We start from the raw sequence: 26,485 nt of genomic DNA on the forward strand, positions 1-26,485 counted from the left end.
AGGGTTATGCCTTGGCCAGGAGTTGGCGGATGCGCTGCTCGGTTTCCTCGTAGTTTCCCTCACCGAAGTGGCGATAGACCACCCGCCCGTCGCGATCGATGAGGTAAAGCGCGGGCCAGAACTGGTTGCCCCACGCATTCCACGTGCGCATGTCGTTGTCGGTGGCCACGGGCCAGGTGATGCCATATCGGCGGATGGCGGCAGCGACACGCGCCGGGTCGCGCTCCTCCTCGAATTCGGGTGTGTGCACGCCCACCACGACCAGCCCCTGCTTCGCATAGGTGTCGTAGAGCACCTTCGTATGCGGAAGCACGTGCAGGCAGTTGATGCACTCATGCGTCCAGAACTCCACCAGCACCACCTTGCCGCGGAGGCCAGCCAGGGTCAGCGGCGGGGAATTGAACCAGCGGTCGATACCGGCGAATTCGGGCGCGGCTGGAGCGGCCGCTGAATCGCCGGCGCGCGCCGCGCCCCATCCCGATGGCCAGGCCGCGGCGAACGCGAGACCCACGGCGAGAACGGCGGCGACAAGACGAATGGATTTCATGAGGTGACCTCGGATGGGCGCGGGAGTGGTACCCGCATGGATCCATTGGAATCCCGCGTGTTGTCTACCTCATGTCCGGGACCTTGGCTTTTTGTATCGGTTTGTACAAACCGACCCACTTTGTATCCGAATGTATCCGCGGCCCCGCGCTACACGTTTCGATGCGATTCGACCCGCTTCGCGACACAGGCCGGATACGCCGCCGCGGTTTCCTTTGCACACCTTCCCACTGCAACGGAAACCTGCCATGTCCCGCATCCAGAACGTTCTCTATACCGGTAAGACCTACACCACCGGCGGCCGCAACGGCCAGGCCCGCAGCTCCGACGACCGTCTCGACGTGAAGCTGTCCTCGCCCGGCGGCCCGGGTGCCGGCACCAACCCGGAACAGCTGTTCGCCGCCGGCTGGTCCGCCTGCTTCATCGGCGCTCTTGGCCACGCCGCCGCCGAGCGTAAGGTCGCCCTGCCGAAGGACACCGCCATCGACGCCGAAGTGGACCTCGGTACCGGCGAGGGCGGCTATTTCCTGCAGGCGCGACTGACCGTGAGCCTCCCCGGCATCGATACCGCCCTTGCGCAGGAACTCGTCGAGGCCGCGCACGCCACCTGCCCGTATTCCAAGGCCACGCGCGGAAACATCGACGTGTCGTTCCAGATCGCCTGATCCGCCATGCCCTCCACGCATCCCTCACCAAGGAGTCATCCGATGAACCGCAAGCACGCTTCGCTCGCCGCCACCCTCGCCCTCGGCCTCGTGTCCCTCGTCTCGGTCGCCCATGCCGAAGAGGCGAAGAAGCCCATGGAGAAGTGTTACGGCGTGGCCAAGGCCGGCCAGAACGACTGCGCGGCCGGCCCCGGCACCAGTTGCGCCGCCACCTCGAAGAAGGATTATCAGGGCAACGCCTGGGTGCTGGTCGAGAAGGGCACCTGCGTGACCATCAAGACGCCGAAGGGTCATGGCACGCTGGAGCCGCAGGCGTGATTCCCTCGCGGCGCGGCGACGTGGCGGGCACCCTGCAAAGGGCGCTTCCGGACAGCCTGCTCCTGCTCGTGGCACGGCTTGGGATCGCCTCCGTGTTCTTCCTCTCCGGCCGAACCAAGGTCGAGGGATTCCTGAGCATCAAGCCGTCCACGTACGACCTGTTCGCCTCCGAGTACGCATTGCCGCTGGTGTCGCCGAACGTGGCGGCACACCTGGCGACGTATGCCGAACACTTCTTCCCGGTGTTGCTCGTGCTCGGCCTCTTCACCCGGGTGTCCGCACTAGGGCTGTTGACGATGACCACCGTGATCGAAGTCTTCGTCTATCCGGAGGCTTGGCCGACGCATCTCACTTGGGCTGGCCTGCTGCTGCCGTTGCTGGCGCGCGGCGGTGGCGCCTGGTCCATCGATCGCCTGCTTCGCCGCTGACGCTTCCTTCCATCCACTCGCTTATCGCAGGGAACTCCATGCGCAAACTTCTCAGCATCGCCATCGCCGCATTCGCACTGGGCACCGGCGCCATTGCTTCCGCGGCAGAAACACCCGCGCCCCCGGGCGTCAGGAACATCGTCATCGTACCCGGTGCATTCGTCGATGGCTCCGGCTGGCGCGTCGTCCACGACATCCTCATCCACAAGGGCTATACGGTGAGCGTGGTGCAGCCGCGTATCGACACGCTGGCCGACGACATCGAACTGACCCGTGAGCAAATCCGCAAACAGGATGGCCCGGTGGTTCTCGTCGGCCACAGCTACGGCGGCGCCGTCATCACGCAAGCCGGCAATCGCGACAAGGTGAAGGCGCTGGTCTACGTGGCCGCTGTAGTGCCCGACGTCGGCGAGAGCCTGTCGCAGCTCGTCGGCTCCATGCCGGCACCGAGCAACGACGTCGTTCCCACTCGCGACGGCCATCTGTACTTCGACCAGGCGAAATTCGGCGCCGACTTCGCCGGCGATCTCACGAAGAACCGTACCGACTTCATGGCGGTGTCGCAGGTACCTGCCACCACTGCCGCGTTCGGCGCCACGATGCAGGTGGCCGCGTGGCACACGAAGCCCGTGTGGGGCGTGGTTGCCACGGAGGACCGCGCGCTGAGTCCCGAACTGGAGCGCTGGATGTACAAGCGCGCCAACGCGAAGGTCACGGAAATCAAGGCGAGCCACGTCGCCTACATCTCGCAACCCGAAGCGGTCGCGGAGGTGATCGAAGACGCTGCCCGCAGCGTGCACTGAACGGCGTACCGCCACCTTTTCGGTCCACGTCGGACCCATTCCAGGAGAGAAACCCATGAACATTGTCGCCACCAAATCCCGCACCGGCTTTGCCGCGGCCGCCGCGCTCGTCGCCCTCGCCGTCGCCTCCATCGGCACACCCGTACGCGCAGCCGACAACGCCGCGCCGAAGGAAGAACCGGGCCGCTGCTACGGCATCAACACCTGCAAGGGCACCAGCCTCTGCGCCACCGCAAAGAACGACTGCAAGGGCCTCAATACGTGCAAGGGCCAGGGCGTGCTGGTGAAGACCCCAAGCGAATGCAAGGCGGCTGGCGGCACGCTGACCGAGCCGAAGTAAGTCCCGCAAAGAGGGCGTCCGGCGTCTCCACCGGTTGACGGGGACGCCAGACGCCGCACCGCGGCAACGCCACGCCAATACAGAGGAATTCCGTCATGTTCACGCCTCCCCCGCCATTCTCCGGATACGGCCTCGGCCTGCGCAAGGAGCACTACCGCGACTTTCTCGACGGCGACGTCCCGGTCGATTTCGTGGAGGTGATCTCGGAAAACTTCATGGTGGACGGCGGGCAACCGCGGGACATCCTGCGCCGGGTCGGCGAGAAGCATCCCGTCGCCTTGCATGGTGTGTCGATGTCGATCGGTTCCGCCGATGGCGTGGATATCGCCTATCTACGAAGGCTGAAGGCGCTGGCCGATGAAGTGCAGCCACTGTTCGTCTCCGATCACCTGAGCTGGTCGCGTGTCGCCGGTTTCAGTTCGCACGACCTGCTGCCCGTGCCGTACACAGAGGAGGCCCTCGCCCTCGTCTGCCGAAACATCGAGGTGGCCCAGGACGTGCTCGGGCGCTCGATGCTGTTTGAAAATCCGTCCAGCTACGTCGCCTTCGACGGCGCGACGATGAGCGAGTGGGAATTCCTCGCGGAGATGTCGAAACGCACGGGATGCGGTCTGTTGCTCGATGTGAACAACGTCTTCGTGAGCGCGAGCAATCACGGTTTCGATACGCATGCGTTCCTCCGCGGCATTCCCGCGGCGCGCGTGCGCCAGGTGCATCTGGCGGGGCACTCGCAAGGGCCCGGCCTGTTGATCGATACCCACGACCAACCGGTGTGCGACGACGTATGGGCACTTTACCGCACGGCCATGTCGCTGCTTGGTCCGGTTGCCACCATGATCGAGCGCGACGACGCCATTCCCCCGCTGGCGGAGTTGCTGGACGAACTGGATATCGCCCGCGGCCTGGGCACCGTGGCGCGGGAGGCCGCATGAAACTGGCCCAATGGCAGGAAGGCTTTCGCGATTGGCTGACCACCGGCTCCGCCACCAGCGCCGATGCCTTCGGGGATCGGGCGTGGCCGGGCCTCACGGTGTACCAGAACAATTACCGCACGCAGCTCGTGACCTGCCTGGAGGTGAGCTACCCGCAGTTGCTGCGGCGTGTCGGCGAAGGGAACTTCCGAAACGCCGCCATGGCCCACATCGACGCGCATCCGCCGCGAGGCTGGACACTCGACACCTATGGCGCCGATTTTGTCGATACGCTGGTGGCCCTGTTCCCGCGCAACCCCGACCTGCACGAACTGGCGTGGATCGAGTGGTCGCTGTCCGAGGCTTTCGTGGCTCCGGATGCGTCGCCATTGGCACGCGAAGCGCTTTGGTCCGTTAACTGGGATGAAGCGCGGCTTCGCCTGACACCAAGCCTGCGCCATCGGGTGGCGACGACGAACGCCGACGACGTCTGGTCCGCGCTGCAGAACGACGCGGACAGCGTGCCCGACGGCGAGATGCTCGACGTCGCCGGCGCCCTGGTGGTGTGGCGCCAGGGCTTCCATTCGCGCCTGCGTCGCCTCGACGCCGACGACGACGCCGCCTTGCGCCTCGCCATCGGGAAGGGGCACTTCGCAGCGATGTGCGACACACTGGTGATGCGCCTGGGTGAAGAAGCCGGCGTGGCGCGTGCCGGCGCCCTCCTTGCCGACTGGCTCGACGCCGGCATCGTCGTCGGCGTGGACGATTGAACCCCCTCCGGCTCAGCGGCTTACGGTGAGCCGTGCCTGCCCCAGCACCTGGGCTTGCACGAGAGGAAGGAAGCGATGCGGGAACGGCAGGGCGATCTCGCTGGCGCGATCGAGTCGTGCTATCTGCTCGTCCGACAGCGACACCGACAGAGCATCCAGGTTCTCCTCGAACTGGGCAGCCGTGCGCGCTCCAAGGATCGGAATGATCGCTGGCGCGTTCTTCGCGAGCAACCACGCCAGCGAGACCTGGGCGGCACTGTGTTCCACCTCGGACGCGATGGCCTTCACTTCGTCCACGATGTCGAGGTTGCGCTCGCTCAGCGAACCGACGCCCGCGGCCACCGCCGCGCGCCCACCGGTGAACATGTCGGCCCCCTTGTGCGCTTCGATGTCAGCGCGCGTGTATTTGCCGGACAGCACCCCGTTGGCCAGGGGCGACCAAGCAACGACGCCAAGACCCAGCTCGCGCGCCATGGGGATCAGATCGTGCTCCACGGTGCGCTCCACCAGACTGTGCTCGATCTGCAACGCCACGAGAGGCGACCAGCCGCGCAGATCGGCCAGCATCTGCATGCGCGCCACCTGCCACGCGGGCGTATCGGAGATGCCCGCGTAGACGATCTTGCCGGCGCGCACCAGATCGTCGAAAGCGCGCATCACCTCCTCCACGGGCGTGGTTTCGTCCCACACGTGCAGGTAGTAGAGATCGATGTAGTCGGTGCCCAGGCGCTTCAGGCTCTCCTCCACCGCCCGCACCATATTGCGGCGATGGTTGCCGCCCGCATTGATGTTGGTCGGATCCACGTTGAGCGAATACTTGGTGGCCAGTACGGCGCGATCGCGCCGTCCGCGCAGGAACTCGCCGAGCAGACGTTCTGACGTACCGCCGGTGTAGAAGTTGGCGGTATCGATGAAGTTGCCGCCGCGTTCCATATAGGTGTCCAGCATCCGCCGGGCATCCTCTTCGGTGGCACCCCAACCCCAGTCCTTGCCGAAGGTCATGGTGCCGATGGACACGGGGCTGACGCGCAGGCCGGACCGGCCCAGCGTGATGTAATCGGTGAGTTGCTTGCTCATGGGGGCTGCTCCAGAAAGGGTCACTGGAATCTAGGTAGCGGCACCATGTAGATAAAGCGGGCGAACGCGCATACGCTTTGAAGCCCTCCTTCACAATGGGCTTCCGCATGTCGCCCGACCTGTTCCCCGCCGTGGCAGCGTTTGCCTGTGTAGCCCGGCACGCCAGCTTCACCCGGGCAGCCGCCGAACTCGGGGTATCCACCTCCGCGCTATCGCAAACCGTGCGCACACTCGAGTCACGCCTCGGTGCACGGCTGCTGGATCGCTCCACGCGCCGCGTCGGTCTGACCGAGGTTGGGCAGCGGTTCTTGCACGATGTGCGGCCATCGCTGGATGGACTCGCGTCGGCCATGGCGGCGGTAACGGAGACGCGGGACGTACCGGCCGGCCTTCTGCGCATCAATCTGCCGCGTGCTATCGCCGACGTCCTGATCATGCCCCACCTGGCCGCGTTCCAGGCCCAATACCCCGACGTGATCGTCGAACTACAGTGCGACAACCGTTTCGTGGATCTGGTCGCGGCAGGCTTCGACGCCGGGTTCCGCATCGGCGAGTCGTTGGGGAAGGACGTGGTGGCGCACCCCATCGGAGGGCCGCAGCGCATCGCCACGTTCATCTCTCCTCGCTATGCGCGGGCATACGGCGCTCCCGCAACGCCGGCCGACCTTCTGCAACATCGCTGCGTGAGCGTGCGTCTGGACCACGATCGCAGCCCCATGCGATGGGAATTCATGCAGGGCGATCGCATCGTTGAAGTGGACACCCGTGCCGGCATGATCACGAACGACGACAGCCTTCTCCTCGCGGCAGCCATCGATGGCGTAGGCGTGGGATGCCACTTCGAAAGCATTGCGTCGCCGCATCTGCAAAGCGGTGCCCTCATCCCGGTGCTGCGCGATTACTGGCCCACCTACAGCCCGTTCCACGTCTACTACCCCAGCCGCATGCACATGCCGCGCAAGCTACGGGTGTTCATCGACTTCCTGCGCGAAAGGCATGGAACGGTCGGTGGCTGATCGCCCGGTCAGGAGAATGAAATGGCGCGCCCGGAGGGATTCGAACCCCCGACCAATGGCTTCGGAAGCCACTACTCTATCCGGCTGAGCTACGGGCGCGTATGCAGCGGACCGGCATTGTAGCGGGAATGACCACGCGGGCCTAGCCTGTGCCCGCCCGGACCGGGGTCGGCGCTTTGTGTGGGAGCCGCTTCAGTGGCGATGGGTGCTTGCGGCGAGTTGCCCGCTACCGCGGGATCGCCGCTGAAGCGGCTCCCACAGGGCTTGCCCAGGTAGGGAAACGAAGAGGGCGCCTCGCGGCGCCCCCTCTTGTCGTTCTTACTTCGCCTTGTACAGCTCGCTCAGCCAGTCAGGCTTGCCCTTGTCGCGCTCGAGGTGCGGGTACTTCAGGCCTTCGTGGTAGTCGATCTTGATCGTCTTGTAGGTGTCGAAGTTCTTCACCAGCAGTTCGATCGGGGCCTTGTCGGTCTTCGCAGCGGTGACGGCGTCCTTCAGCGTGTCGCCGTCGAATTCCTTGTTGTTCACCGCCACCACGGTCATGCCCGGCGAGAGGCCGGCCTTGAAGGCCGGGCCGTCCCAGAGCACGTCGGAGATGGAGCCCTTCGACGAAACCGCGAAACCGGCCGAGTAGGTCAGATCGGTGTAGTGGCGGCGACCTTCCGCGGCCTTCACCACGTCGGACGGCTTGTCGTTGTACACCAGCTTCCAGCCGCCGCGCTCGATGCCTTCCAGGTCGCCCTTGTGGCCGTCGATGCGATCGCGCAGATAGGTGGCCCAGTCATACGGCGCGATGCCGTTGAGCGTGGATGCCACGTCCTCGAACGTGTACGGATTCACCTTCCAGTCGCCGTCCTTCATGCCGAAGAAGGCCTTGGCGAAATCGTCCAGCGAGCGCTTGTTCTTGGTGAGTTCGCGCAACTTGGTGTCCACGTCGAGCCACACCATCTGGCCGCCCGAATAGTAGTCCTCGCTCATCTGGTAGTTGCGGTACGAGAGCGGGCGACGCTGGGCGATGGTCGGATCGTTGGTCGTGTCCTGAATGTTGCGCCAGGAGAGACCCGGGCGGCCCTTATCGTAGGTAGCGGCGACGAAGGCGAGCAGGTCGCGCGCCTGGTCCTGCGAAAGGAGGCCCGAGCGCGCCGCGACGACGTTACCCCAGAACTGCGTCTGGCCTTCGTACACCCACAGCAGGCTGTCGCCCATCGGCACATTGAAGTTCGGCGTGGCGAGGTCGGCGCCACGACGGTACTTGCCGTCCCAGGAGTGGTTGTATTCGTGCGACAGCAGGTCGCGGCCGAGCCAGCTCTTGTCCCACTCGGTGAAGTAGTTCGGCGAGGCGCTGTTCTCGGACGACCGGTGATGCTCGAGGCCGATGCCGCCGAGCTTCTCGGTCAGCGCCAGCAGGAAATCGTAGTGGTTGTAATGGCGAGCCCCGTAGAGCTTGTCCATCTGCTTGACGAGGTTGCGATGAGCTTCCAGCGCCTCCGGCTTGATCTCCAGCGCCTTCGCGCTGTCCGCCACGATGTTCAGGTGCACCGGCGAGCGGCCGTTCGGATCGAGGTCCACGCGCTTGAAGTAACGGCCCGCGAACACCGGCGAGTCCACCAGGTTGTCGTAATCGATGGTCTTGAAGGTAACCGTGTCGCCGTCCTTGCCGGCCTGCTCGAGAGCGCTGCCGTATTGGAAGCCGGCGGGGAGTTTCACCGAGGCGTCGATGGGGATACGGTCGGCGTTGTAGCCGGCGGGATACAGCGACACCTGGTTCCACTGCACGTTGACGATGTCGGGCGTCATCACGACACGGCCCTGGCGCGGGTCCTGCGGCGTCAGCGTCTGGAATTCCACGTCGACCGAACTGGCGCCGGCCGGCACGTCGACACGGAAGGCGTACACGTTGTACTTGTCGCGAACCCACTCGAGGCGCTTGCCGCCCGCGGTCACCACCAGGCCGGCGAACTGGTCGATCGGACCGGTCGGCGAGTGATGGCCGGGAATCCATTCCGGGAAGAGCAGAACCAGCGGACCGGGCTGCGCGGGAATGGTTTCCTTCACCCGGAAGATGCGGTGATCGACGTCGGTGGCATCGACGGTGAGCTTGAGGGTGCCGTTGAAGGCCACGTCCTGCGGGGCAGGCACTGCGGGGGCGTCATCGGCGCGGATGGCCGAAGCGCCGACGCCGGCCAGGGCCGCCACGAGCGCGGAAGCGAGAAGGGTGGATTTCACTGGGTAAGTCTCCGAGAGCGGGTAAGTCGCCCTGCCATCCCTGCGAGCGGATCGGCACGGTCCCCTGTGGTCCGCGCAAGCTCTCGATGCTAAACGCCACCGTGCGGGGCGCCCTATGCCATAGGTCACGGGTGGACCCTCGTGCCGCAATGGCGAAACGCAATATGTTGCGGGCCGTGAGTCTTCAGAAAATGCGCTGCCGTTCGTCTTTACTCTAGGGAGATGGAGACGAGGAGCCAAACGTATAATCGCCGCCGGCCGGGCACGGCCGCCTTGCACCATCCAGGAACAAAGGACACAGGGACACTCAATGAAAAGACTGACGCTCAGCATCGTCGCAGCCGCCGCGCTGTTTTCCTCGCTCGCCGCTCTTGCCGACTCCGCGTCGGTAACCCAGACCGGGCAGACCACCACACCTGACGGCTGGTTTATTCAGGTGAAGGCTGGTGCTTCGAATTCCAGCTATGACGAGGGACACCTCGAAGGCAGGCACCACCCCGATAGGTCCGACTTCGCCAAAGGTGGATTGATCGGCTACCGCTGGGCTATCACAGACACGTACTCGCTTGGAATCGAGGGCGGCTATACCCGTTTGGGCCAATCGCAATCGAATAACATCCAGTCCGTTCCGTTTCCAATTTCCCTTCCAGGATTTCCGGCCACCTGCGGGGTGGGTGACTCTTGGCGAGTGAGCAGCCGCGCTGCTGTACTTGGCGCTGCGATGAAATGGAACGTTTCGGGCCCATGGACTTTCACGGCCCATGCGGGCGCTGCGCACACTCACGCGACCCACGACGAACGCGACGACCTTTGCGTTCTTACGCGCAGCCGGCATACGAAAACCACCAGCAACGGCGAGTACGCTGGACTTGGCTTCGGATATGATCTCACGCCCAGCATTACGCTTGCGCTCAACGCCGATATGTACTGGGTTCGGTTCGAGGACGGTTTCGTCTCTGGGTTCCATACCACCCGAGTCCGGGTGCTTGGTGCTTCGGCGGAATACCGCTTCTGACAAACGAGGGATGGGCGCCTTGCCGGCGCCCATCCTCCGACGCAGTCGAAATCAGGTCCGCGACGGAATCTTCAGCCCGCGCTCGACACCTGGCCGCGACATGCCACGCTCCAGCCAGGCGATGACGTTCGGAAAGTCGTCGAAGCCGACCAGCTCCCGCGCGTTGTAGAACGTCACCAGGTTGTTGACCCAGCCGAGGGTGGCGATGTCCGCGATGGTGTATTCGTCGCCAACGATCCATGGACGACCGTCGAGTTGCCGATCCAGCACGCCGAGCAGACGTTTCGCCTCGGCGACGTAGCGCTCAAGGGGACGCTTGTCCTCCCACTCACGGCCGGCGAACTTGTTGAAGAACCCCACCTGCCCGAACATCGGACCGATGCCGGCCATCTGGAAGAACAGCCACTGGATGGTTTCCCACCGCTTGGCGGCATCCTTCGGAAGGAACTTGCCGGTCTTCTCGGCGAGGTAGAGCAGGATGGCGCCGGATTCGAACAGGCCGATCGGCTTCCCGTCCGGGCCATTCGGGTCGATCATCGCCGGAATCTTGCCGTTCGGATTGAGCGCTTCGAATTCGGGAAGCTTGCTCTCGTTCTTCATGATGTCGACGAGATGCGCCTCGTACGGAATGCCCAGTTCCTCGAGCATGATCGAGGCCTTCACCCCGTTGGGCGTATTCAGCGAATAAAGCTGGATGCGATCCGGATGCGCGGCGGGCCAGCGCTGCGTGATCGGGTAGGCGGAAAGATCGGGCATGGCGGTGCTTCCTCGAGCCGGAAACTCTGAAGATAAGGCGCGTACGACCACCATTCAATGCAGCCCGCCGCCAGCCATGCCTCGCCAGGGCAAGCGATACCGGCGCCAGAACGCTCACGAACGCCAACTCCCTCACGTTGCGTAGGCTTTCGCCGCCGCAAGCCCGCTTGCGCTTTTGTCGCTGCCTGGCTTGCGTAAGATTTCGCCGGCCGCGCGCGCAATTCTCGCAGGCAACCTCAACGACACAAGGACTCGTCATGCATAAGCTTATTGTCGCGACCACACTCGCGGCTTCCGCTTCCTTCGCCTCTTTCGCTTCGTTCGCCGACGACGCGGCCTACGCGCAACGCGGTGCCGCCAGCGGCGCCTTCGTGCACCTCGGCCTGGGCAGGGCCAACCACATCACCGATTTCAAGGGCCACGACGGCAAGACGCCCACCTCCGCCCTCCTCGGCGGCTACCGCTGGCGCCTGGCAAACGATTTCGCGCTCGGATTCGATGGCGGCCTCGTCGGCCTTGGCCAGACCACGCAGTCCCGCCATTCCGCGTCCGCCAACGGCAGTGCGACCCGCAGCCGGTTGACGACGGGTGCCTGGGTCATCGGCATGAATGCGAAGTGGTACCTCACCGAGACGTTCGCGCTCGAAAGCCGCGTCGGCGTCGCCTGGACGGTAACCAAGTTCGAGAACCGTGCAGCGGATGACCGGAAGTGGAAGCGCCAGGGCTCGGAGGTGACGCGCAATGCGCGTTACATCGGTCTCGGCGCCAGCTACGCCCTCACCGACTCGCTCGACCTCGGCGTACAGTTGACCCGCTACGGAAGGAAGGCCATTCGGCCGCAACACACCGGTGGGAAGCCCAGCGTATGGAGCGCCACCACCTACACCACGAGCCTGGCATACCGCTTCTGATGCACGTTGGAGGCGGCGCGAACCGCTTCCGTCATTTTGAAAAGTGCTCGACGCACCGGTGGATCGCTCCACCGGTGCGATCGGAACGCATCACTCGAGGTCGCCCAGCCTGGCGTCCATCTTCGGCGCGGCGAGCCATTCGCCGATGTCCTCGCCGATGGCCTTGGCCGTGCGCGCGAGCACGGCGCAATTGCCCTTGAAGCCGCCGAACGCACCACCCATGGAGTTGCGGCGGTCCCTGAAAGTGGCGACCACATTGCCGTCCTGGTACAGCTTGCCCTTCACGGTCATCGACTTGTGATGGCCAAGGAAGGCATTGCCATCCGAGACCACGTCGGTGATCTCCATCTGCAACGTCCTGCCCTTTTCGCTGCCGCTCACCTTCTCGGCGAACGTGGTGGTCACGCCGGCCGCCTTCGCCTTGGCTGCCACGGCATCGGGCACTTCGCTGTCGAGCTTGCATTCGTCGAGCACCGCCTGCGGCACGTCGGCGTCGTCGTTGATGCTCACGGGCTTCTGCACGGTCACGCTGTCCGCGGCGAACGCCGCTGGCGCCGCAGCGAACATGAGCAGCGCAAGATAGGTCCACTTCCTCACTGTCTTTCCCCTGATGTGTTCCTGCCGACCCATCGCCGGCAACCCATTATTGCGGAAAACCGCATGGCTTCGGGCGACGCCTGGAGCGATACGCCGGCTCCGGCTCATGCAAGGGGGCGGGCAAACCGCCGCTCAGCGTCTGTCGCTTCCGTTGAGCTTGCTGTGCCGCACGCCGTAGGTGAAGTAGACGATCAGGCCGAGCGCCATCCAGATGGCGAAGCGCTCGAACGTGATCCACGGCAGGCCCCAGATGAGCGCCAGCGAGAAGAGGATACCCAGGGGCGCCACGAACCACACGGCCGGCGTGCGGAACTTGCGCTCCAGTTCGGGCTTGCGCACGCGCAGCACGAGCACCGAGGCGCAGATGAGGATGAACGCGCTCAATGTGCCGATGTTCACCAGCTCGGCCACTTCGCCGATGGGCAGCAGGCCGGCCACGACGGCGGTGAAGATACCGAGGATCATCGTCGGGCGGGCCGGCGTGCCGTAGCGCGGGTGCACGCGCGCGAACCAGGCAGGGAGCAGGCCATCGCGGGAGAGCGCGAACCAGATGCGCGCCGCACCGAGCATGAAGGCGAACAGCACGCTGATGACACCGATCATCGCGGCCACGGCGATCACATTGCTGATCCAGGGCAGACCGATCGCGTTGAACGCGTCGGACACGGAAGCCTCCCCACTGAGGCTGGCGTAGGGAACGATACCGGTGAGCACGAGCGACACCGCAATGTAGAGCACCATCGCGACCGCAAGCGACAGCAGCACGGCGCGCGGCAGATCGCGCTGCGGGTTGCGCGCTTCCTCGGCGGCGGTGGTCAGCGTGTCGTAACCGAACACGGCGAAGAACACCACGCTCGCTCCGGTCAGCACACCATGCCAGCCGAAGTGGCCCACGCCCTTGTCGTCGAAGATGCGCTCGGGGATGAACGGGTGCCAGTTGGCGGTGTTGATGAAGAACGCGCCGACGCCGATCACCAGCGCCACACCGAGCACCTTGATGCCGACGATCACCGTGTTGAGGCGCGCGCCCCACTCGGTCTTCACCGAAAGAAGGACGGCGACGAGCAGCGACACGCCCGCGGCGATGACGTTGAAACGATGGCCGTCGGTGGGCGCCGCGATCGGGTGCGCCGCGTGCATGCCGACGGAGGCCATGCCCTGCTGCCAGTAATACTTCATGGTGTCGGCGCTCATGCTCTTCTGCGCCCACTCCGGCAGATGGACGCCGGCGGTGGCGAGCAACACCTGCACGTAGCCCGACCAGCCGATGGCCACGACCGCTACCACCAGTGCGTATTCGAGGAGGAGGTCCCAGCCGATGATCCATGCCGCGCCCTCGCCCAACACGGCGTAGCCGTAGGTGTAGGCGCTGCCGGTGACCGGAATGAGCCCGGCGAACTCGGCATAGCAGAGGGCGGCGCAGGCGCTGCCGAAGCCGGCGATGATGAAGCTGAGGGCCACGGCGGGTCCGGCGTTGAGTGCCGCCTGCTGTCCTGCCAGAACGAAGATGCCCACGCCGATGATGCCGCCGATGCCGATGGCGGTGAGCTGCCACAAACCCAGCACGCGCCGGAAGTCCTTGCGCTGGCCGACCTCGGCCTGCAATTGCTCGACGGACTTGTGGCGGAGGAATTTGGCTAACGACATCGGGTGACCCCTGGACTGGCTGACCCGGGATCATAACGGGGCCGCCGCAGGGTGTCGTCAGGGAACCGTCCGAAATACCCGGACGTCGGCCTCAGGGCGTATCCAGGGCCCGGCGCCCGAGTGCCGGGTCGTCGGTGAAGAAGGCATCGATGCCGGTCGCCAGATAGCGCCGGATCTCAGCCAGCGAACCGGTCTCGTTGCGCGCGTCCGCGCCCGCCGCGTTGCGGAATTCCTGAGCGAGGAAGCGGTTTTCGGGCCGGAACGTGTACGGATGAACCTCGAGGCCCGCCGCGTGGGCGTCGCGCACCAACGACGTGGGCGGGGCCAGCCGGCCATCGGGTGCCAGCGGGATGATGCTGCGCGTGGACGGGCCAATGGCGTCCGCATATCCGGCGACCACGGCGAGTCCGGCGGGGGTCATCATCTGTCCGTAAGTGGTGCCGGGCGCATCCGCCGGCCGGTCGGCGGCGTCCTCCATGAGTTGCAGCAGGCGCACGTTGGGGGTGTGCCTGCCGAGCTTTTCCCGAAGGTATTTCAGGTTGCCGACCTCGAACGACTGGATCTCCACCGGTACCGTGCGCGTATAGGCATGCGCGGCGAGCGCCGCCAGCACCTTGTCTTCCATCGAAAGCCCGATGGAGCGGAAATAGGTGGAATGCTTGATCTCCGGAATGATGCCGATCACGCGGCCCCGCGCGGAGGCCTCCGCCGCCACGAATTCGATCATTTCCTCGAACGTGGGCACCGCGAACTGCCCGTCGTAGCGCGCGCTGGCCCCCCGCACCTCGGGAAGCCGCTCGCGTGCGCGCAGCGTCTTCAGTTCCGCCAGGGTGAAGTCCTCGGTGAACCAGCCGCTGACGCTTTGGCCATCGACGGTTTTCGTGGTGCGGCGCGCGGCGAATTCGGGATGCGCGGCCACGTCGGTGGTGCCGCCGATCTCGTTCTCGTGGCGCACCACCAGCACGCCATCCTTGGTCGCCACCAGGTCGGGCTCGACGAAGTCCGCACCGTCCCGGATGGCGACGGCATAGGAGGCCAGCGTGTGCTCCGGACGCAGCGCGCTGGCGCCGCGGTGGCCGATGACGAGCACTTTCGCGGCGATGGGCCGCGTCGGTGCGGAAGGCGTGGACATGGCGAACGTTCCCAAGGCGAGGGCCAGGATGCCCGAGCATAGGGCAAACCTCGTTCGATGCGGCACGGTAGGTAGCGTCATGATGTTTCTGCTAGTTTTCCGCTCCGACCCCTGTTCCTGCCGGACTCCACGATGTTCAAGCCCCTTGCCCTGGCCGTGCTTTCGGCCGCCCTGCTCGCCGGCTGCGCCGGCGCTTCCGCCGAGAAACCCGCGCCTGGCGCCGGATTGAAAGACGGCGCGACGCTGGATCTTGCCATCCTGGAAACCACCGACGTTCATTCCAACATCCTGTCGTACGACTATTACAAGCAGAAGGACGACCCGACGCTCGGTTACGAGCGCGTGGCCACGCTGATTCGCCAGGCGCGCAGCGAGTTCCCCAATACCGTGCTGTTCGACAGCGGCGACACCATACAGGGTACCGTCCTTGCGGATTACCAGGCATTGGTAAAGCCGCTCGGCTGCGATTCCGAACTGGCCATCTACAAGGCCATGGATGCCGTGGGTTACGACGGTGGCACCGCGGGTAACCACGAATTCAACTATGGCCTGCCGTTCCTCGCGCAGGTGACGAACACCGCGATGAATGTCGACGGGGTCTCCGCGCGCCAGTGCGCCGGGCCGAAATTTCCGCTCGTACTGTCGAATGTCTACAGTGCGCGCGACGGCAAGCCCATCTTCAAGCCGTGGACGATCGTGACGAAGCAGGTCACTGCCACGGGCAGCGACGGCAAGCCCGAGTCCGCCACGCTGAAGATCGGCATCATCGGCTTCACGCCACCGCCCATCCTCGACTGGGACAAGCGCAACCTTGCCGGCAAGGTGACCGTCGACGGCGTCGTCGAAGCCGCGAACCGTTACATGCCGGAAGTGCTCGCGCAGAAACCGGACATCGTGGTCGCCATCCTCCACGGCGGCCTCAACACCGCGCCGTATACCCCGCAGATGGAGAACGGCGGCTGGTACCTCGCGGGCGTACCGGGGATCGATGCCCTTCTGCTCGGCCACTCGCACACCGAGTTCCCGGGGCCGCACTATGCGGGCATGAAGGACGTCGACGCGAAGCGCGGCATCGTGCGCGGCGTGCCTGCGGTGATGGGCGGCTTCTTCGGCAAGGACCTCGGTGTCATCCAGATGACGCTGCAGCGCGAAGGTGGGCGTTGGGTGGTGCAGAAGGACAAGAGCCACAGCCAGGTGCGCCCGATCTGCCCGAAGAAGAACGAATGCGTGGCGCCGGACCCGTCCATTGCACCGATCGTTCGCGACGCGCATGAAGCCGCGGTGGCCTACGTCAACACGCCCATCGGCGCGACCGACCATGCGCTCACGAGCTATTTCGCCGACGAGGGCAACATGTCTGCACTGGCCGTGGTGAATGCCGCGCAGATCGACTACGCGCGTGATGAGCTGGCACGCTCGCGCCCCGACCTGAAGGACGTTCCCGTCCTTTCGTCGGCGTCTGCGTTCCGCACGGGCTTCGGCGGACCCGAAGATTTCACCGACGTGCCCGCCGGCCCCATGACGATCCGCAACGCGGCCGACCTGTATTTCTATCCCAACACGCTGGCGGCTGTGAAAACCGACGGCGCGGGCGTGAAGGCATGGCTCGAAAAGGCAGCCACCCGCTTCAATCGCATCGATCCGGCGAAGGACGGCGAGCAGGCACTCATCGGCAAGTTGCCGGGGTACAACTTCGACCAGATGCAGGGCGGCCTCACCTACACCATCGACGTGTCGAAGCCGGAAGGCGAGCGCATCGGCAACCTGCGTTACAAGGGCAAGCCGGTAAAGCCGTCGCAGCCGTTCGTGGTGGTCACCAACAATTACCGCGCCAGCGGCGGCGGCGAGTTCCCCGGCATGAGCGGCGACAACATCGTGCTCAGCGCGCCGGACGGCAATCGCGAAGTGGTGATCCACTGGGTGGAGGCGAAGAAGACGATCGGCAGCAAGGACGTGGAGAAGCGCTCGTGGCGTTTCGCGCCGGTGCGCACGAAGGGTCCGGTCACGTTCACCTCGGCGGCCGGCAAGGCGAATGTGGCCGCCTCGCTGGGCCTGCCCATCCGTCAGCTGCGCGATAACGGCGACGGCACGGCGGTCTACGCCATCGACTTGTCGAAGCACTGACACGAGGAACCAGGCGGCCGACTCGGCCGTCTGGCCTATGGCCCTGCCGTTGACACCGCCCCCGGTCGGGGCATAACGTCGGGCCATGCATTCCCTCTCGCCAGCGCTGCGTTACACCCCGGCTGTTCCGGCCGGCGCGCTCGCGTCCGTGTCCACCACCGCGACTACGACCACCACGACCACTACCCTGGTCGGAGGATCGGAGTTCGCGCGCGCTTAGTCCCTTGTCGCTGCCGGCCCCGACCCTCCCGCAGGACGGGATCGGCGCCGAAGCTCCACCGCTCCCCCTGACGCGACGTGACGGGCCTCCCATCAGGAGGTTTCCACCGTGTCCATCGCCATCGCACCACCACGCCATGCTCCGCCTGCGACGCCCTTGCGCCTGCCGGCCGCCCCGCTTGTCGTCCATGTCGGCCTCATCGGCCCGGGCAAGGTGGGCAGCGCGCTGCTGACCCAGCTCCGGCTCGCCGCGCCACGCCTGCTGCGAGACTGCCGCCTCGACCTGCGCCTGCGCGCGGTCAGCGACAGCCGCCATATGTGGCTCGATTGCGACGACGAGGCGCTCAACGGCCGTACCCATGGTGCACAGACCTGGCGTCCGGCCGAGCTGGACGAGTTCGCCGCCTATGTGGCCGGCGATGGCGGCGCACCCGCCGTGCTCGCCGATTGCAGCGCCAGCGACGCGGTGGCGGATCGCTACGCCGGCTGGCTTGCCGCTGGGATCCATGTCGTCACGCCGAACAAGCGCGCGGTCAGCGGGCCTCTCGACCGCTGGCTCAGGATCGGCGCCGCCGCAGGCGCCAGTGGCGCGCGACTGCATTACGAGGGCACCGTCGGCGCCGGGCTACCCGTGGTGCACACGCTGCGCGATCTTCTCGACACCGGCGACGAATTGACCGGCGTCGAGGGCATGCTGTCCGGCACGCTGGCCTGGCTGTTCAATCGCTACGACGGCACCCTGCCCTTCTCGGCGCTTGTCCGGCAAGCCCATGCGCTGGGATACACGGAGCCGGACCCGCGGGATGACCTTTCCGGCGTGGACGTGGCACGCAAGCTGGTGATCCTGGCACGCGAGGCCGGTATCGCGCTCTCGCTGGAGGATGTCGCGATCCGCGGACTCGTTCCGGCGGAGTTGGGGGGCTGCGACAGGGAAGCGTTCATGGCGAACCTCGAAGCGCTGGACGCGCCGATGGCGGCCCTGCTCGCCGAGGCACGCCTCGCCGGCGGAGTCCTTCGCCATGTCGCGCGGCTCGACGGGCGGCGTGCATCGGTCGGCGTGGAGGTGGTCGAACCCGACCATGCGTTCGCCCATGCCCGCCTCACCGACAACGTGGTGCGCTTCGCCACGCGCCGATACTGCGACAATGCGCTGGTCGTCCAGGGCCCGGGTGCCGGTCCCGAAGTCACGGCGGCGGCGGTATTCGCCGACCTGCTGCGCGTGGCGGGCGCGATGGGAGTAAAACGGTGCGCATGCTGAAAGAAGAAACCTCGCCCCGGGTCCGTGCGGATGTCGCCATCGCCGAGGCCTACGCCAGTGTCGGCAACGTCGGCATCGGCTTCGACATCCTCGGTCATACCGTTGCCGGCGCCGGCGATCGCGCCGAAGTGCGGCGTATTCCGGACAGGGAAGTGCGCATCGCCGCCATCCACGGGGTAGTCACCGATCTGCCGCACGATGCGCCAAGCAACACCGCCGGTGCAGCCCTGCTTTCGATGGCGCACGGGCTCGACCTTCCCTTCGGTTTCGAGATCACGCTGCACAAGGGCATCGCGCTCGGCTCGGGCATGGGCGGATCGGCAGCCTCCGTGGTGGCTGCGGTGGTCGCGGCGAACGCGCTGCTCGACGAGCCTCTGTCGCGCGAGGCGTTGTATCCGTTCGCTCTCGATGGCGAGGTCGTCGCCAGCGGCAGCCGTCATGGCGACAACCTCGGGCCGATGCTTCTGGGTGGGCTCGTGCTCGCCACGCATTCGCGCCTCGTGCGCATTCCCGTGCCGCCGGAATGGCACTGCGCGCTGGTGCATCCACATGTGGTGCTGGAAACGCGGCGCGCGCGTGCGGCGCTGGCGGGCCACTATGCGCTCGGCGAGTTCGTCGAGCAGAGCGCCCATCTTTCGCTCGTCCTCGCCGGCTGCTACACCGGTAACGCGGCGCTGGTTCGCGAAGGGCTTTCCGACGTGCTGGTGGAGCCGCGGCGGGCACCGCTCATTCCGGGGTTCGCGACAGTGAAACAGGCGGCGCTCGATCATGGCGCGCTCGGTGCCAGCATTTCGGGAGCCGGCCCCAGCGTCTTCGGCTGGTTCGAGGATCGCGCTTCCGCCGAGGCGGCCGCGAGCGACATGCGCAAGGCCTTCGCAACGGCCGGTTACGACAGCGATGCGTTGGTGGGGTCCATCGACGGCCCCGCCGCCAGGGTGCTGTGACCGTGCGCTACGTCAGCACGCGCGGCGATGCCGCGCCCGTCGGGCTTTCCGGTGCCATTGCAGCGGGCCTCGCGCCCGACGGCGGCCTGTATGTACCCGAGGCGATGCCGCGCGTAGATATGCCGCGATCGTCGGGTTACCTCGCCGGCACGGCGGTGCACATGCTGGAGCCGTTCTTCGCGGGCGATCCGCTCGCCATGGAACTGCCGGCCATCTGCGCGGAAGCGTTCGCCTATCCCGCGCCGCGACGCGAGTTGCGCATCGACGGCGCGTACCTGCTCGAACTCTTCCACGGGCCGACCGCGGCCTTCAAGGATTTCGGCGCGCGCTTCCTCGCCGCCTGCCTCCTCAGGCTTCGCAGGCACGCGGACAGGCCGCTGACGATCCTCGTCGCCACCTCGGGCGACACCGGCGCTGCCGTCGGCGCGGCCTTCGACGGCGTGCCCGGCATGCGCGTAGTCATCCTCTATCCCGACCAGCGCGTATCCCCGCGCCAGGCCCACCAACTCGGCAGCTTCGGAGACAACGTGCGCGCGCTTCGCGTGGCCGGCAGCTTCGACGACTGCCAGCGGCTGGTGAAAGCCGCTCTGGGCGACGCCGCGCTCCAGGCCGACGTACCGCTGTCCTCGGCAAACAGCATCAGCCTCGGCCGCCTGCTGCCGCAGATGGCGTACTTCGGCCACGCCGCTTTGAGTGCCGCCCGGCGGATGAATACCATCGTTCCCACCGGCAATCTCGGCAATGCCGTCGCGTGCCTCTGGGCGCGCGAGATTGGCTTGCCCATTGGGGACGTGGTGTTCGCCTGCAACGCGAACGAAACGCTGCCGGAATTCTTCGCGGGCAAGCCTTACCGCGCTCGCGATGCCGTCCCCACCATCGCCAACGCCATGGACGTGGGCGCACCGAGCAACTTCGAGCGCCTGCGCCACCTGTTCGGCAGCGACGAGGCCACGCGCCTGCACGGCCACGCAGAGAGCGTAGACGATGCCGAGATCCGCGACACCATCCACCGCCACGCGGCCAGCGACGGCGAAGTGTTCTGCCCGCACACCGCCACCGGCATCCGTGTGTTCGAGCGGCTGCGCATGGCAGGGGACCGCCGCGAATGGACCGTCGCCGCCACGGCGCATCCCGCGAAGTTCGAAAGCATCGTCGAGCCGCTGATCGGTCGACGCGTGGAGGTGCCGGACGCACTCAGGGCGATGCTGGAGCGCGAATCGTTCGCCGAGCCGATGGCGGCGGATACACGTCTCTTTTCGGAGTGGCTGCGCGGCTGGCAGTGATGGCTGCGCCAGGTTTTCGATAGCGCCCTATGGGAACCGCTTCAGCGGCGATGGTGCTCGCGGCGAGATTGCCCGCTGCCGCGGGATCGCCGGCATAGCCGGCTCCCACACAAGGCCTCTCCACAAGAGTTCGCAAACCAGAAACGCAGGCGAGCTTTGTGTGGGAGCCGCTTCAGCGGCGATGGGTGCTTGCGGCAGGTTGCCCGCTGCCGCGGGATCGCCGGCGTAGCCGGCTCCCACAGGGCGAAAAAAAAAGCCGGCGTCGTTCCGTTGAGGAACAACGCCGGCCCTTCGTTTGCTGCGATCAGTGCTTGAGCGTCTTGCGCATGCGCTCCAGGGCCTGGAGCTGGGCGAGTGCCTCGGCCAGCTTCGCCTGGGCTTCCGACACGTCCATCTGCGGGCCGCGGTTGGCCAGGGCGGCCTCCGCTTCTTCCTTCGCCTTCAGGGCGGCGGCTTCGTCGAGATCGGAGGCACGCGCCGCCGTGTCGGCGAGGATCGTGACCACCTGCGGCTGCACTTCGAGGATGCCGCCCGAGACGAAGAACTGCTGGCGCTCGCCGTTGGCCGTGACCACGTCGACATGGCCGGGCTTCAGGCGGGTGATCAGCGGGGCGTGACGCGGCGCAATGCCCAGCTCGCCAAGCTCACCGGTGGCGACCACAAGCGTGGCTTCGCCGGAGTAGATCTCGGCTTCGGCGCTGACGATGTCGACGCGAATGGTGTGGGGCATGGGGGGCTCCGGCTTTGTCGTTCTATAGGTTGCGTTGAGGTATGGCTTGGTGAAGTGTGAGCGGCGGCTGGCGCCGCCTTGTGAACCGTAAGTTGCGATTGCTGTTCACGGTTCACTGTTTACAAGGCGGCGCAGCCGCCGCTCACGCTTCACGCAAAGAAAGGCTCCGTCAGGCAGCCTTCTTTGCGCCCATCTCTTCGCCCTTCTTTATCGCTTCGTCGATGCCGCCGACCATGTAGAAGGCCTGCTCCGGCAGGTAGTCCACATCGCCGTCGACGATCATCTTGAAGCCGCGGATGGTTTCCTTCAGCGGCACGTACTTGCCCGGCGAACCCGTGAACACTTCCGCCACGTGGAACGGCTGCGAGAAGAAGCGCTCGATCTTGCGGGCGCGCGACACGGCTTCCTTGTCTTCCTGCGACAGCTCGTCCATGCCGAGGATGGCGATGATGTCCTTCAGTTCCTTGTAGCGCTGCAGCGTGCCCTGCACGCGACGGGCCACGTCGTAGTGCTCCTGGCCGATCACGCCCGGATCGAGCTGGCGGCTGGTGGAGTCCAGCGGATCCACGGCCGGGTAGATACCCAGCGAAGCGATGCTGCGGCTCAGGGTCACCGTGGCGTCCAAGTGGGCGAAGGTGGTCGCCGGCGACGGGTCGGTCAGGTCGTCCGCGGGCACGTACACGGCCTGGATGGACGTGATCGAGCCGGTCTTGGTCGAGGTGATGCGCTCCTGCAGTACGCCCATTTCTTCGGCGAGCGTGGGCTGGTAGCCCACCGCCGACGGCATGCGGCCCAGCAGCGCCGACACTTCGGTACCGGCCAGCGTGTAGCGGTAGATGTTGTCGACGAAGAGCAGCACGTCCTTGCCCTTGCCGGTCTCGTCCTTCTCGTCGCGGAAGTACTCGGCCATGGTGAGGCCGGTGAGCGCCACGCGCAGGCGGTTGCCCGGCGGCTCGTTCATCTGGCCGTACACCATCGCGACCTTATCGAGGACGTTGGAGTCCTTCATCTCGTGGTAGAAGTCGTTGCCCTCGCGGGTACGCTCGCCCACGCCGGCGAACACGGACAGACCCGAGTGCGCCTTCGCGATGTTGTTGATGAGCTCCATCATGTTCACGGTCTTGCCCACGCCGGCGCCGCCGAACAGGCCGACCTTGCCGCCCTTGGCGAACGGGCACATCAGGTCGATGACCTTGATGCCGGTTTCCAGCAGTTCGCTCGCGGCGGCCTGGTCGTCGTACGACGGGGCTTCGCGGTGGATGACCCACTTTTCCTGCTCGCCGATGGGGCCGGCTTCGTCGATCGGGTTGCCGAGCACGTCCATGATGCGGCCGAGCGTGGCCTTGCCGACCGGCACCTTGATGCCTTCGCCGGTGTTGCGGGCGATCAGGTTGCGGCGCAGACCGTCGGTGGAACCGAGGGCGATGGCGCGGACGATGCCGTCGCCGAGCTGCTGCTGCACTTCGAGGGTGATCTCGGTGCCGTCGATCTTCAGTGCGTCGTAGACCTGCGGTACCTGGTCGCGCGGGAATTCGACGTCGACGACCGCGCCGATGATCTGAACAACTTTACCCTGGCTCATGGAATGCTCCGGATGAATCTATGTAGGTTCTGTAGCGGCGCCGCTTACGCGTCGCCATCGCTTTTCGTTAGACCGCCGCGGCGCCGCCGACGATTTCCGAGATTTCCTGCGTGATCGCCGCCTGGCGCGCCTTGTTATAGACGAGCGTCAGTTCGCCGATGACCTTGCTGGCGTTGTCCGACGCGGCCTTCATGGCCACCATGCGCGCGGCGTGTTCGCTGGCGAGGTTCTCGAGCGCCGCCTGGTACACCACCGATTCGATGTAGCGCGTCATCAGGTGTTCGAGCACCGTGCGCGCGTCGGGTTCGTAGATGTAGTCCCAGTCGTGCGCCTGCTCGACCTTCACGCCTTCGGACGCCGAGCCCTCGGCATGTTCCAGTTCCGTGGCGACCACCGAGAGCGGCAGCAGCGCATCGATGCGCGGCTTCTGCACGATGGTGTTCACGAAGTCGTTGTAGACCAGGAACACGCGGTCGAGCCGGTTTTCCGAATAGGCATCGAGCACGACCTTGATGACGCCGATCAGGTCTTCCAGCTTCGGCTTCTCGCCGAGGTGCGTGGCCGTGCCGATCAGGTTCACGCCCTTGATGCGGCGGAAGAACTGCACGGCCTTCTGGCCCACGGCAACGACGTCGATCTCCGCGCCCTTGCCCTGCCACTCGCGGATGGACGTGAGCGTGCGGCGGAACAGGTTGGAATTGAGGCCGCCGGCCAGGCCGCGGTCGGTCGACACCACGATGAAGCCGACGCGCGCGACGTTGCCACGCTCGGTGAGGAACGGATGGGTGAAGTCGGTGCTGGCCTGGGCGACGTGCGCAATGACCTTGCGCATCAGGCGCGCGTAAGGACGCGAGGCCTTCATCAGGTCCTGCGCCTTGCGGATCTTCGACGCCGAGACCATTTCGAGCGCGCGCGTCACCTTGCGCATGTTCTGCGTGCTCTTGATCTTGGTTTTGATTTCGCGGCCGCTTGCCATGAGGTTCGCCGTGGTCGTGTTACTTGATTACTGAGGAACGTGAACCGTAAACCGTGAACCGTAAGTTGCGAGCTGTAACTTACTGTTCACGGTTCACGCTTTACGCAATTACCAGCTACCGGTCTTCTTGAACTCGTCGGCGGCGGCCTTGAAGGTCGCCTCGATGTCCTTGTCCCAGTCGCCGGTCTCGTCGATCTTCGCCATCAGTTCGCCGTGGTTCTGGCGCATGAAGGCGTGCAGGCCCTTTTCGAACGGCAGCACCTTGTTGACCGGCAGGTCGTCGAGGTAGCCCTTCTCGGCCGCGTAGATCGACACGCCGAGTTCGGCGATCGACAGCGGCGAGTACTGCGACTGCTTCATCAGCTCGGTAACGCGCTGGCCGCGGTCGAGCTGCGCACGCGTGGCGGCGTCGAGGTCGGAGGCGAACTGGGCGAAGGCGGCCAGCTCGCGGTACTGCGCGAGGGCCAGCTTCACGCCGCCGGAGAGCTTCTTCACGATCTTCGTCTGGGCCGCGCCACCGACGCGCGACACCGAGATACCGGCGTTCACGGGCGGACGGATACCGGCATTGAACAGGTCGGTTTCCAGGAAGATCTGACCGTCGGTGATCGAGATCACGTTGGTCGGCACGAACGCGGACACGTCGCCGGCCTGGGTCTCGATGATCGGCAGCGCGGTGAGCGAACCCGTCTTGCCCTTCACTTCGCCGTTGGTCATCTTCTCGACGTACTCGGCGCTGACGCGCGAGGCGCGCTCGAGCAGACGCGAGTGCAGGTAGAAGACGTCGCCCGGATAGGCTTCGCGGCCCGGCGGACGCTTCAGCAGCAGCGAGATCTGACGGTAGGCCACAGCCTGCTTCGACAGATCGTCATAGACGATCAGCGCGTCTTCGCCGCGATCGCGGAAGTACTCGCCCATGGCACAGCCGGAGTACGGCGCGACGTACTGCAGCGCGGCCGCTTCGGACGCCGAGGCGACGACGACGATGGTGTTGGCCAGCGCGCCGTTCTCTTCGAGCTTGCGCACGACGTTGGCGATCGAGCTGCGCTTCTGGCCGATGGCCACGTAGATGCAGCGGATGCCGGAGTCTTTCTGGTTGATGATCGCGTCGATCGCGACGGCGGTCTTGCCGGTCTGACGGTCGCCGATGATCAGCTCGCGCTGGCCGCGGCCGATCGGGATCATCGAGTCGATGGACTTGTAGCCGGTCTGCATCGGCTGGTCGACCGACTGGCGCCAGATGACGCCCGGAGCGACCTTCTCCACCGGGCTGGTGCCGACGGCGTCGATCGGGCCCTTGCCGTCGATCGGGTTACCCAGCGCGTCGACGACGCGGCCGAGCAGGCCCGGGCCGACCGGCACTTCGAGGATGCGGCCGGTGGTCTTGGCGGCGTCGCCTTCGCGCAGGTGCTGGTATTCGCCCAGCACCACGGCGCCGACCGAGTCGCGCTCCAGGTTCAGCGCGAGGGCGAACGTGTTGTTCGGCAGTTCGATCATTTCGCCCTGCATCACGTCGGCAAGGCCGTGGATGCGCACGATGCCGTCGGACACGCTGATGATCGTGCCTTCGTTGCGTGCCTCGGCGCCGAGCTTGAACTGCTCGATGCGGGTCTTGATCAGTTCGCTGATCTCGGACGGGTTCAGAGTGGTGCTGGACATGGTCGGTTCCTATATGAAATCAGTGCGTCAGCGCGCCGGCCAGCCGCTGGAGGCGGCCGCGCGCCGAACCGTCGATGACCTGCTCGCCCGTGTCGATGACGACACCGCCGAGCAACGCCGGATCGACGTGCGTATCCAGTTCGATCTCACGCTTGAAGCGGCGCTTCAGCGAGGCGCGCAGCGTTTCGGTCTGCGCCGCGTCGAGATCCAGCGCGCTCGTGACCTTGACCTTCAGGGTCGACTCCGACTCCAGCTTGTACTGGTCGTAGAGCGCGGCGATTTCGGGCAGCAGGTGCATGCGGCCGTTTTCCGCCAGTTCCTCGAGGAAACGGGCGAACGGCGCATCGGCAGCCATGCCTTGCGGAAGATGGAGGGCGACGAGCTGCGCCGGCAGCACGCGCGGATCGTTGCCGAGCCCGGCGACCTGGGGGTCGGCCGCGACCGCGGCGGCGAATCCGAGCGCCGCCGACCAGTCGGCGAGCGCACCCGACGCATGCGCCACTTCGAAAGCGGCGCGTGCGTACGGACGGGCGAGTGTGAGCGCCTGGGCCATGG

The 26,485-nt window shown here is 65.9% G+C and carries 26 protein-coding genes and 1 tRNA gene; 14 read left to right on the forward strand and 13 right to left on the reverse strand.

Annotation, left to right across the window (positions count from 1 at the left end):
* Positions 1 to 4 precede the first annotated feature (4 nt).
* Positions 5 to 547: a redoxin family protein gene (locus FHS47_RS13340; RefSeq protein WP_167028716.1), complete on the reverse strand. Its 543-nt coding sequence runs from the start codon at positions 545 to 547 to the stop codon at positions 5 to 7.
* A 247-nt stretch (positions 548 to 794) separates the two neighbouring features.
* Between FHS47_RS13340 and FHS47_RS13345 the strand changes: the two genes are divergently transcribed.
* From FHS47_RS13345 to FHS47_RS13375, 7 genes are all read left to right on the forward strand, one after another.
* Positions 795 to 1,211, forward strand: coding sequence for an organic hydroperoxide resistance protein (locus tag FHS47_RS13345; protein WP_167028720.1), 417 nt, complete (start codon positions 795 to 797; stop codon positions 1,209 to 1,211).
* A 42-nt stretch (positions 1,212 to 1,253) separates the two neighbouring features.
* Positions 1,254 to 1,529: a DUF2282 domain-containing protein gene (locus tag FHS47_RS13350; RefSeq protein ID WP_167028723.1), complete on the forward strand. Its 276-nt coding sequence runs from the start codon at positions 1,254 to 1,256 to the stop codon at positions 1,527 to 1,529.
* Entirely contained in the window at positions 1,526 to 1,957 is a 432-nt protein-coding gene (locus FHS47_RS13355; protein WP_208382003.1) for a DoxX family protein, read from the forward strand. Before FHS47_RS13350 ends, FHS47_RS13355 begins: the two co-directional genes overlap by 4 nt.
* A gap of 38 nt (positions 1,958 to 1,995) precedes the next feature.
* Complete coding sequence (locus tag FHS47_RS13360; RefSeq protein WP_167028726.1) at positions 1,996 to 2,760, forward strand: alpha/beta hydrolase; 765 nt, start codon at positions 1,996 to 1,998, stop codon at positions 2,758 to 2,760.
* Between the two features lie 55 nt (positions 2,761 to 2,815).
* The gene (locus FHS47_RS13365; RefSeq protein WP_167028729.1) at positions 2,816 to 3,100 is read left to right on the forward strand and encodes a hypothetical protein; all 285 of its coding nucleotides are present in this window, start codon (positions 2,816 to 2,818) and stop codon (positions 3,098 to 3,100) included.
* Positions 3,101 to 3,195: 95 nt separating this feature from the next.
* Complete coding sequence (locus tag FHS47_RS13370; protein WP_167028732.1) at positions 3,196 to 4,032, forward strand: DUF692 domain-containing protein; 837 nt, start codon at positions 3,196 to 3,198, stop codon at positions 4,030 to 4,032.
* Entirely contained in the window at positions 4,029 to 4,781 is a 753-nt protein-coding gene (locus FHS47_RS13375; RefSeq protein WP_167028735.1) for a DNA-binding domain-containing protein, read from the forward strand. The genes FHS47_RS13370 and FHS47_RS13375 overlap by 4 nt, the downstream gene beginning before the upstream one ends.
* 12 nt (positions 4,782 to 4,793) lie before the next feature.
* On the opposite strand, the gene FHS47_RS13380 is transcribed toward FHS47_RS13375, so the two are convergent.
* On the reverse strand, positions 4,794 to 5,858 hold the full coding sequence (locus FHS47_RS13380) for an aldo/keto reductase (protein ID WP_167028738.1): 1,065 nt from the start codon (positions 5,856 to 5,858) through the stop codon (positions 4,794 to 4,796).
* 107 nt (positions 5,859 to 5,965) lie between these two features.
* Here FHS47_RS13380 and FHS47_RS13385 point away from each other — a divergent pair, with 107 nt between their 5' ends.
* On the forward strand, positions 5,966 to 6,874 hold the full coding sequence (locus FHS47_RS13385) for a LysR substrate-binding domain-containing protein (RefSeq protein ID WP_167028741.1): 909 nt from the start codon (positions 5,966 to 5,968) through the stop codon (positions 6,872 to 6,874).
* 22 nt (positions 6,875 to 6,896) lie between these two features.
* Here the strand turns inward: FHS47_RS13385 and FHS47_RS13390 are convergent.
* Together FHS47_RS13390 and FHS47_RS13395 are read right to left on the reverse strand one after the other, a co-directional pair.
* Positions 6,897 to 6,973: transfer RNA gene (locus tag FHS47_RS13390), tRNA-Arg, on the reverse strand.
* Between the two features lie 219 nt (positions 6,974 to 7,192).
* A complete protein-coding gene (locus FHS47_RS13395) occupies positions 7,193 to 9,097 on the reverse strand; it encodes a M61 family metallopeptidase (protein ID WP_167028744.1) in 1,905 nt (634 codons plus the stop codon).
* Between the two features lie 310 nt (positions 9,098 to 9,407).
* Here FHS47_RS13395 and FHS47_RS13400 point away from each other — a divergent pair, with 310 nt between their 5' ends.
* Positions 9,408 to 10,112: an outer membrane beta-barrel protein gene (locus tag FHS47_RS13400; RefSeq protein ID WP_167028746.1), complete on the forward strand. Its 705-nt coding sequence runs from the start codon at positions 9,408 to 9,410 to the stop codon at positions 10,110 to 10,112.
* A gap of 51 nt (positions 10,113 to 10,163) precedes the next feature.
* Here the strand turns inward: FHS47_RS13400 and FHS47_RS13405 are convergent, their stop codons facing one another.
* Positions 10,164 to 10,868 (reverse strand): glutathione binding-like protein, encoded by a 705-nt coding sequence (locus FHS47_RS13405; protein WP_167028749.1) that lies wholly within the window; start codon positions 10,866 to 10,868, stop codon positions 10,164 to 10,166.
* Between the two features lie 257 nt (positions 10,869 to 11,125).
* Here FHS47_RS13405 and FHS47_RS13410 point away from each other — a divergent pair, with 257 nt between their 5' ends.
* On the forward strand, positions 11,126 to 11,779 hold the full coding sequence (locus FHS47_RS13410) for an outer membrane beta-barrel protein (protein ID WP_167028752.1): 654 nt from the start codon (positions 11,126 to 11,128) through the stop codon (positions 11,777 to 11,779).
* A gap of 90 nt (positions 11,780 to 11,869) precedes the next feature.
* Here the strand turns inward: FHS47_RS13410 and FHS47_RS13415 are convergent, their stop codons facing one another.
* From FHS47_RS13415 to FHS47_RS13425, 3 genes are all read right to left on the reverse strand, one after another.
* Positions 11,870 to 12,376 carry a hypothetical protein gene (locus FHS47_RS13415; RefSeq protein WP_208382004.1) on the reverse strand — a complete coding sequence of 169 codons (507 nt, stop codon included), beginning with the start codon at positions 12,374 to 12,376 and terminating at the stop codon, positions 11,870 to 11,872.
* A 132-nt stretch (positions 12,377 to 12,508) separates the two neighbouring features.
* Entirely contained in the window at positions 12,509 to 14,023 is a 1,515-nt protein-coding gene (locus tag FHS47_RS13420; RefSeq protein ID WP_167028758.1) for an amino acid permease, read from the reverse strand.
* Positions 14,024 to 14,114: 91 nt separating this feature from the next.
* Positions 14,115 to 15,155 (reverse strand): glycerophosphodiester phosphodiesterase, encoded by a 1,041-nt coding sequence (locus FHS47_RS13425; RefSeq protein WP_208382005.1) that lies wholly within the window; start codon positions 15,153 to 15,155, stop codon positions 14,115 to 14,117.
* A gap of 132 nt (positions 15,156 to 15,287) precedes the next feature.
* On the opposite strand from FHS47_RS13425, the gene FHS47_RS13430 reads away from it, so the two are divergent.
* The 4 genes from FHS47_RS13430 (at position 15,288) to thrC (ending at position 20,983) form a co-directional block, all read left to right on the forward strand.
* Positions 15,288 to 17,279 (forward strand): bifunctional 2',3'-cyclic-nucleotide 2'-phosphodiesterase/3'-nucleotidase, encoded by a 1,992-nt coding sequence (locus FHS47_RS13430; protein ID WP_167028764.1) that lies wholly within the window; start codon positions 15,288 to 15,290, stop codon positions 17,277 to 17,279.
* A gap of 376 nt (positions 17,280 to 17,655) precedes the next feature.
* Positions 17,656 to 18,756, forward strand: a complete 1,101-nt coding sequence (locus FHS47_RS13435) for a homoserine dehydrogenase (protein ID WP_247741476.1) — start codon at positions 17,656 to 17,658, stop codon at positions 18,754 to 18,756.
* Complete coding sequence (locus tag FHS47_RS13440; protein WP_167030158.1) at positions 18,750 to 19,700, forward strand: homoserine kinase; 951 nt, start codon at positions 18,750 to 18,752, stop codon at positions 19,698 to 19,700. Before FHS47_RS13435 ends, FHS47_RS13440 begins: the two co-directional genes overlap by 7 nt.
* Positions 19,701 to 19,702: 2 nt before the next feature.
* Positions 19,703 to 20,983, forward strand: a complete 1,281-nt coding sequence (gene thrC, locus FHS47_RS13445; protein WP_167028770.1) for a threonine synthase — start codon at positions 19,703 to 19,705, stop codon at positions 20,981 to 20,983.
* Between the two features lie 304 nt (positions 20,984 to 21,287).
* On the opposite strand, the gene FHS47_RS13450 is transcribed toward thrC, so the two are convergent.
* The 5 genes from FHS47_RS13450 to FHS47_RS13470 all read right to left on the reverse strand — a co-directional run bounded on the left by FHS47_RS13450 (position 21,288) and on the right by FHS47_RS13470 (position 26,483).
* Positions 21,288 to 21,713, reverse strand: coding sequence for a F0F1 ATP synthase subunit epsilon (locus tag FHS47_RS13450; RefSeq protein WP_167028774.1), 426 nt, complete (start codon positions 21,711 to 21,713; stop codon positions 21,288 to 21,290).
* A 169-nt stretch (positions 21,714 to 21,882) separates the two neighbouring features.
* Complete coding sequence (gene atpD, locus FHS47_RS13455) at positions 21,883 to 23,295, reverse strand: F0F1 ATP synthase subunit beta (protein WP_167028778.1); 1,413 nt, start codon at positions 23,293 to 23,295, stop codon at positions 21,883 to 21,885.
* Between the two features lie 67 nt (positions 23,296 to 23,362).
* Entirely contained in the window at positions 23,363 to 24,271 is a 909-nt protein-coding gene (gene atpG / locus FHS47_RS13460; RefSeq protein ID WP_167028781.1) for a F0F1 ATP synthase subunit gamma, read from the reverse strand.
* Positions 24,272 to 24,379: 108 nt separating this feature from the next.
* Entirely contained in the window at positions 24,380 to 25,930 is a 1,551-nt protein-coding gene (atpA, locus tag FHS47_RS13465) for a F0F1 ATP synthase subunit alpha (RefSeq protein ID WP_167028784.1), read from the reverse strand.
* Positions 25,931 to 25,949: 19 nt separating this feature from the next.
* Positions 25,950 to 26,483, reverse strand: a complete 534-nt coding sequence (locus FHS47_RS13470) for a F0F1 ATP synthase subunit delta (protein ID WP_166699946.1) — start codon at positions 26,481 to 26,483, stop codon at positions 25,950 to 25,952.
* Positions 26,484 to 26,485: the final 2 nt, after the last annotated feature.

The sequence above is a fragment of the Luteibacter sp. SG786 genome (genome assembly GCF_011759605.1).
Lineage (GTDB): Bacteria > Pseudomonadota > Gammaproteobacteria > Xanthomonadales > Rhodanobacteraceae > Luteibacter.

Excerpts from the sequence above, each read along its gene's own strand:
- FHS47_RS13450 (WP_167028774.1), bottom strand. The coding sequence starts at position 21,713 with ATGCCCCACACCATTCGCGTCGACATCGTCAGCGCCGAAGCCGAGATC.
- atpA (WP_167028784.1), bottom strand. The coding sequence starts at position 25,930 with ATGTCCAGCACCACTCTGAACCCGTCCGAGATCAGCGAACTGATCAAG.
- FHS47_RS13425 (WP_208382005.1), bottom strand. The coding sequence starts at position 15,155 with ATGTCCACGCCTTCCGCACCGACGCGGCCCATCGCCGCGAAAGTGCTC.
- FHS47_RS13345 (WP_167028720.1), top strand. The coding sequence starts at position 795 with ATGTCCCGCATCCAGAACGTTCTCTATACCGGTAAGACCTACACCACC.
- FHS47_RS13340 (WP_167028716.1), bottom strand. The coding sequence starts at position 547 with ATGAAATCCATTCGTCTTGTCGCCGCCGTTCTCGCCGTGGGTCTCGCG.
- FHS47_RS13350 (WP_167028723.1), top strand. The coding sequence starts at position 1,254 with ATGAACCGCAAGCACGCTTCGCTCGCCGCCACCCTCGCCCTCGGCCTC.
- FHS47_RS13430 (WP_167028764.1), top strand. The coding sequence starts at position 15,288 with ATGTTCAAGCCCCTTGCCCTGGCCGTGCTTTCGGCCGCCCTGCTCGCC.
- FHS47_RS13375 (WP_167028735.1), top strand. The coding sequence starts at position 4,029 with ATGAAACTGGCCCAATGGCAGGAAGGCTTTCGCGATTGGCTGACCACC.
- FHS47_RS13470 (WP_166699946.1), bottom strand. The coding sequence starts at position 26,483 with ATGGCCCAGGCGCTCACACTCGCCCGTCCGTACGCACGCGCCGCTTTC.
- FHS47_RS13440 (WP_167030158.1), top strand. The coding sequence starts at position 18,750 with ATGCTGAAAGAAGAAACCTCGCCCCGGGTCCGTGCGGATGTCGCCATC.
- FHS47_RS13360 (WP_167028726.1), top strand. The coding sequence starts at position 1,996 with ATGCGCAAACTTCTCAGCATCGCCATCGCCGCATTCGCACTGGGCACC.
- FHS47_RS13370 (WP_167028732.1), top strand. The coding sequence starts at position 3,196 with ATGTTCACGCCTCCCCCGCCATTCTCCGGATACGGCCTCGGCCTGCGC.
- FHS47_RS13365 (WP_167028729.1), top strand. The coding sequence starts at position 2,816 with ATGAACATTGTCGCCACCAAATCCCGCACCGGCTTTGCCGCGGCCGCC.
- atpD (WP_167028778.1), bottom strand. The coding sequence starts at position 23,295 with ATGAGCCAGGGTAAAGTTGTTCAGATCATCGGCGCGGTCGTCGACGTC.
- FHS47_RS13400 (WP_167028746.1), top strand. The coding sequence starts at position 9,408 with ATGAAAAGACTGACGCTCAGCATCGTCGCAGCCGCCGCGCTGTTTTCC.
- FHS47_RS13380 (WP_167028738.1), bottom strand. The coding sequence starts at position 5,858 with ATGAGCAAGCAACTCACCGATTACATCACGCTGGGCCGGTCCGGCCTG.
- FHS47_RS13385 (WP_167028741.1), top strand. The coding sequence starts at position 5,966 with ATGTCGCCCGACCTGTTCCCCGCCGTGGCAGCGTTTGCCTGTGTAGCC.
- FHS47_RS13405 (WP_167028749.1), bottom strand. The coding sequence starts at position 10,868 with ATGCCCGATCTTTCCGCCTACCCGATCACGCAGCGCTGGCCCGCCGCG.
- FHS47_RS13420 (WP_167028758.1), bottom strand. The coding sequence starts at position 14,023 with ATGTCGTTAGCCAAATTCCTCCGCCACAAGTCCGTCGAGCAATTGCAG.
- atpG (WP_167028781.1), bottom strand. The coding sequence starts at position 24,271 with ATGGCAAGCGGCCGCGAAATCAAAACCAAGATCAAGAGCACGCAGAAC.
- FHS47_RS13410 (WP_167028752.1), top strand. The coding sequence starts at position 11,126 with ATGCATAAGCTTATTGTCGCGACCACACTCGCGGCTTCCGCTTCCTTC.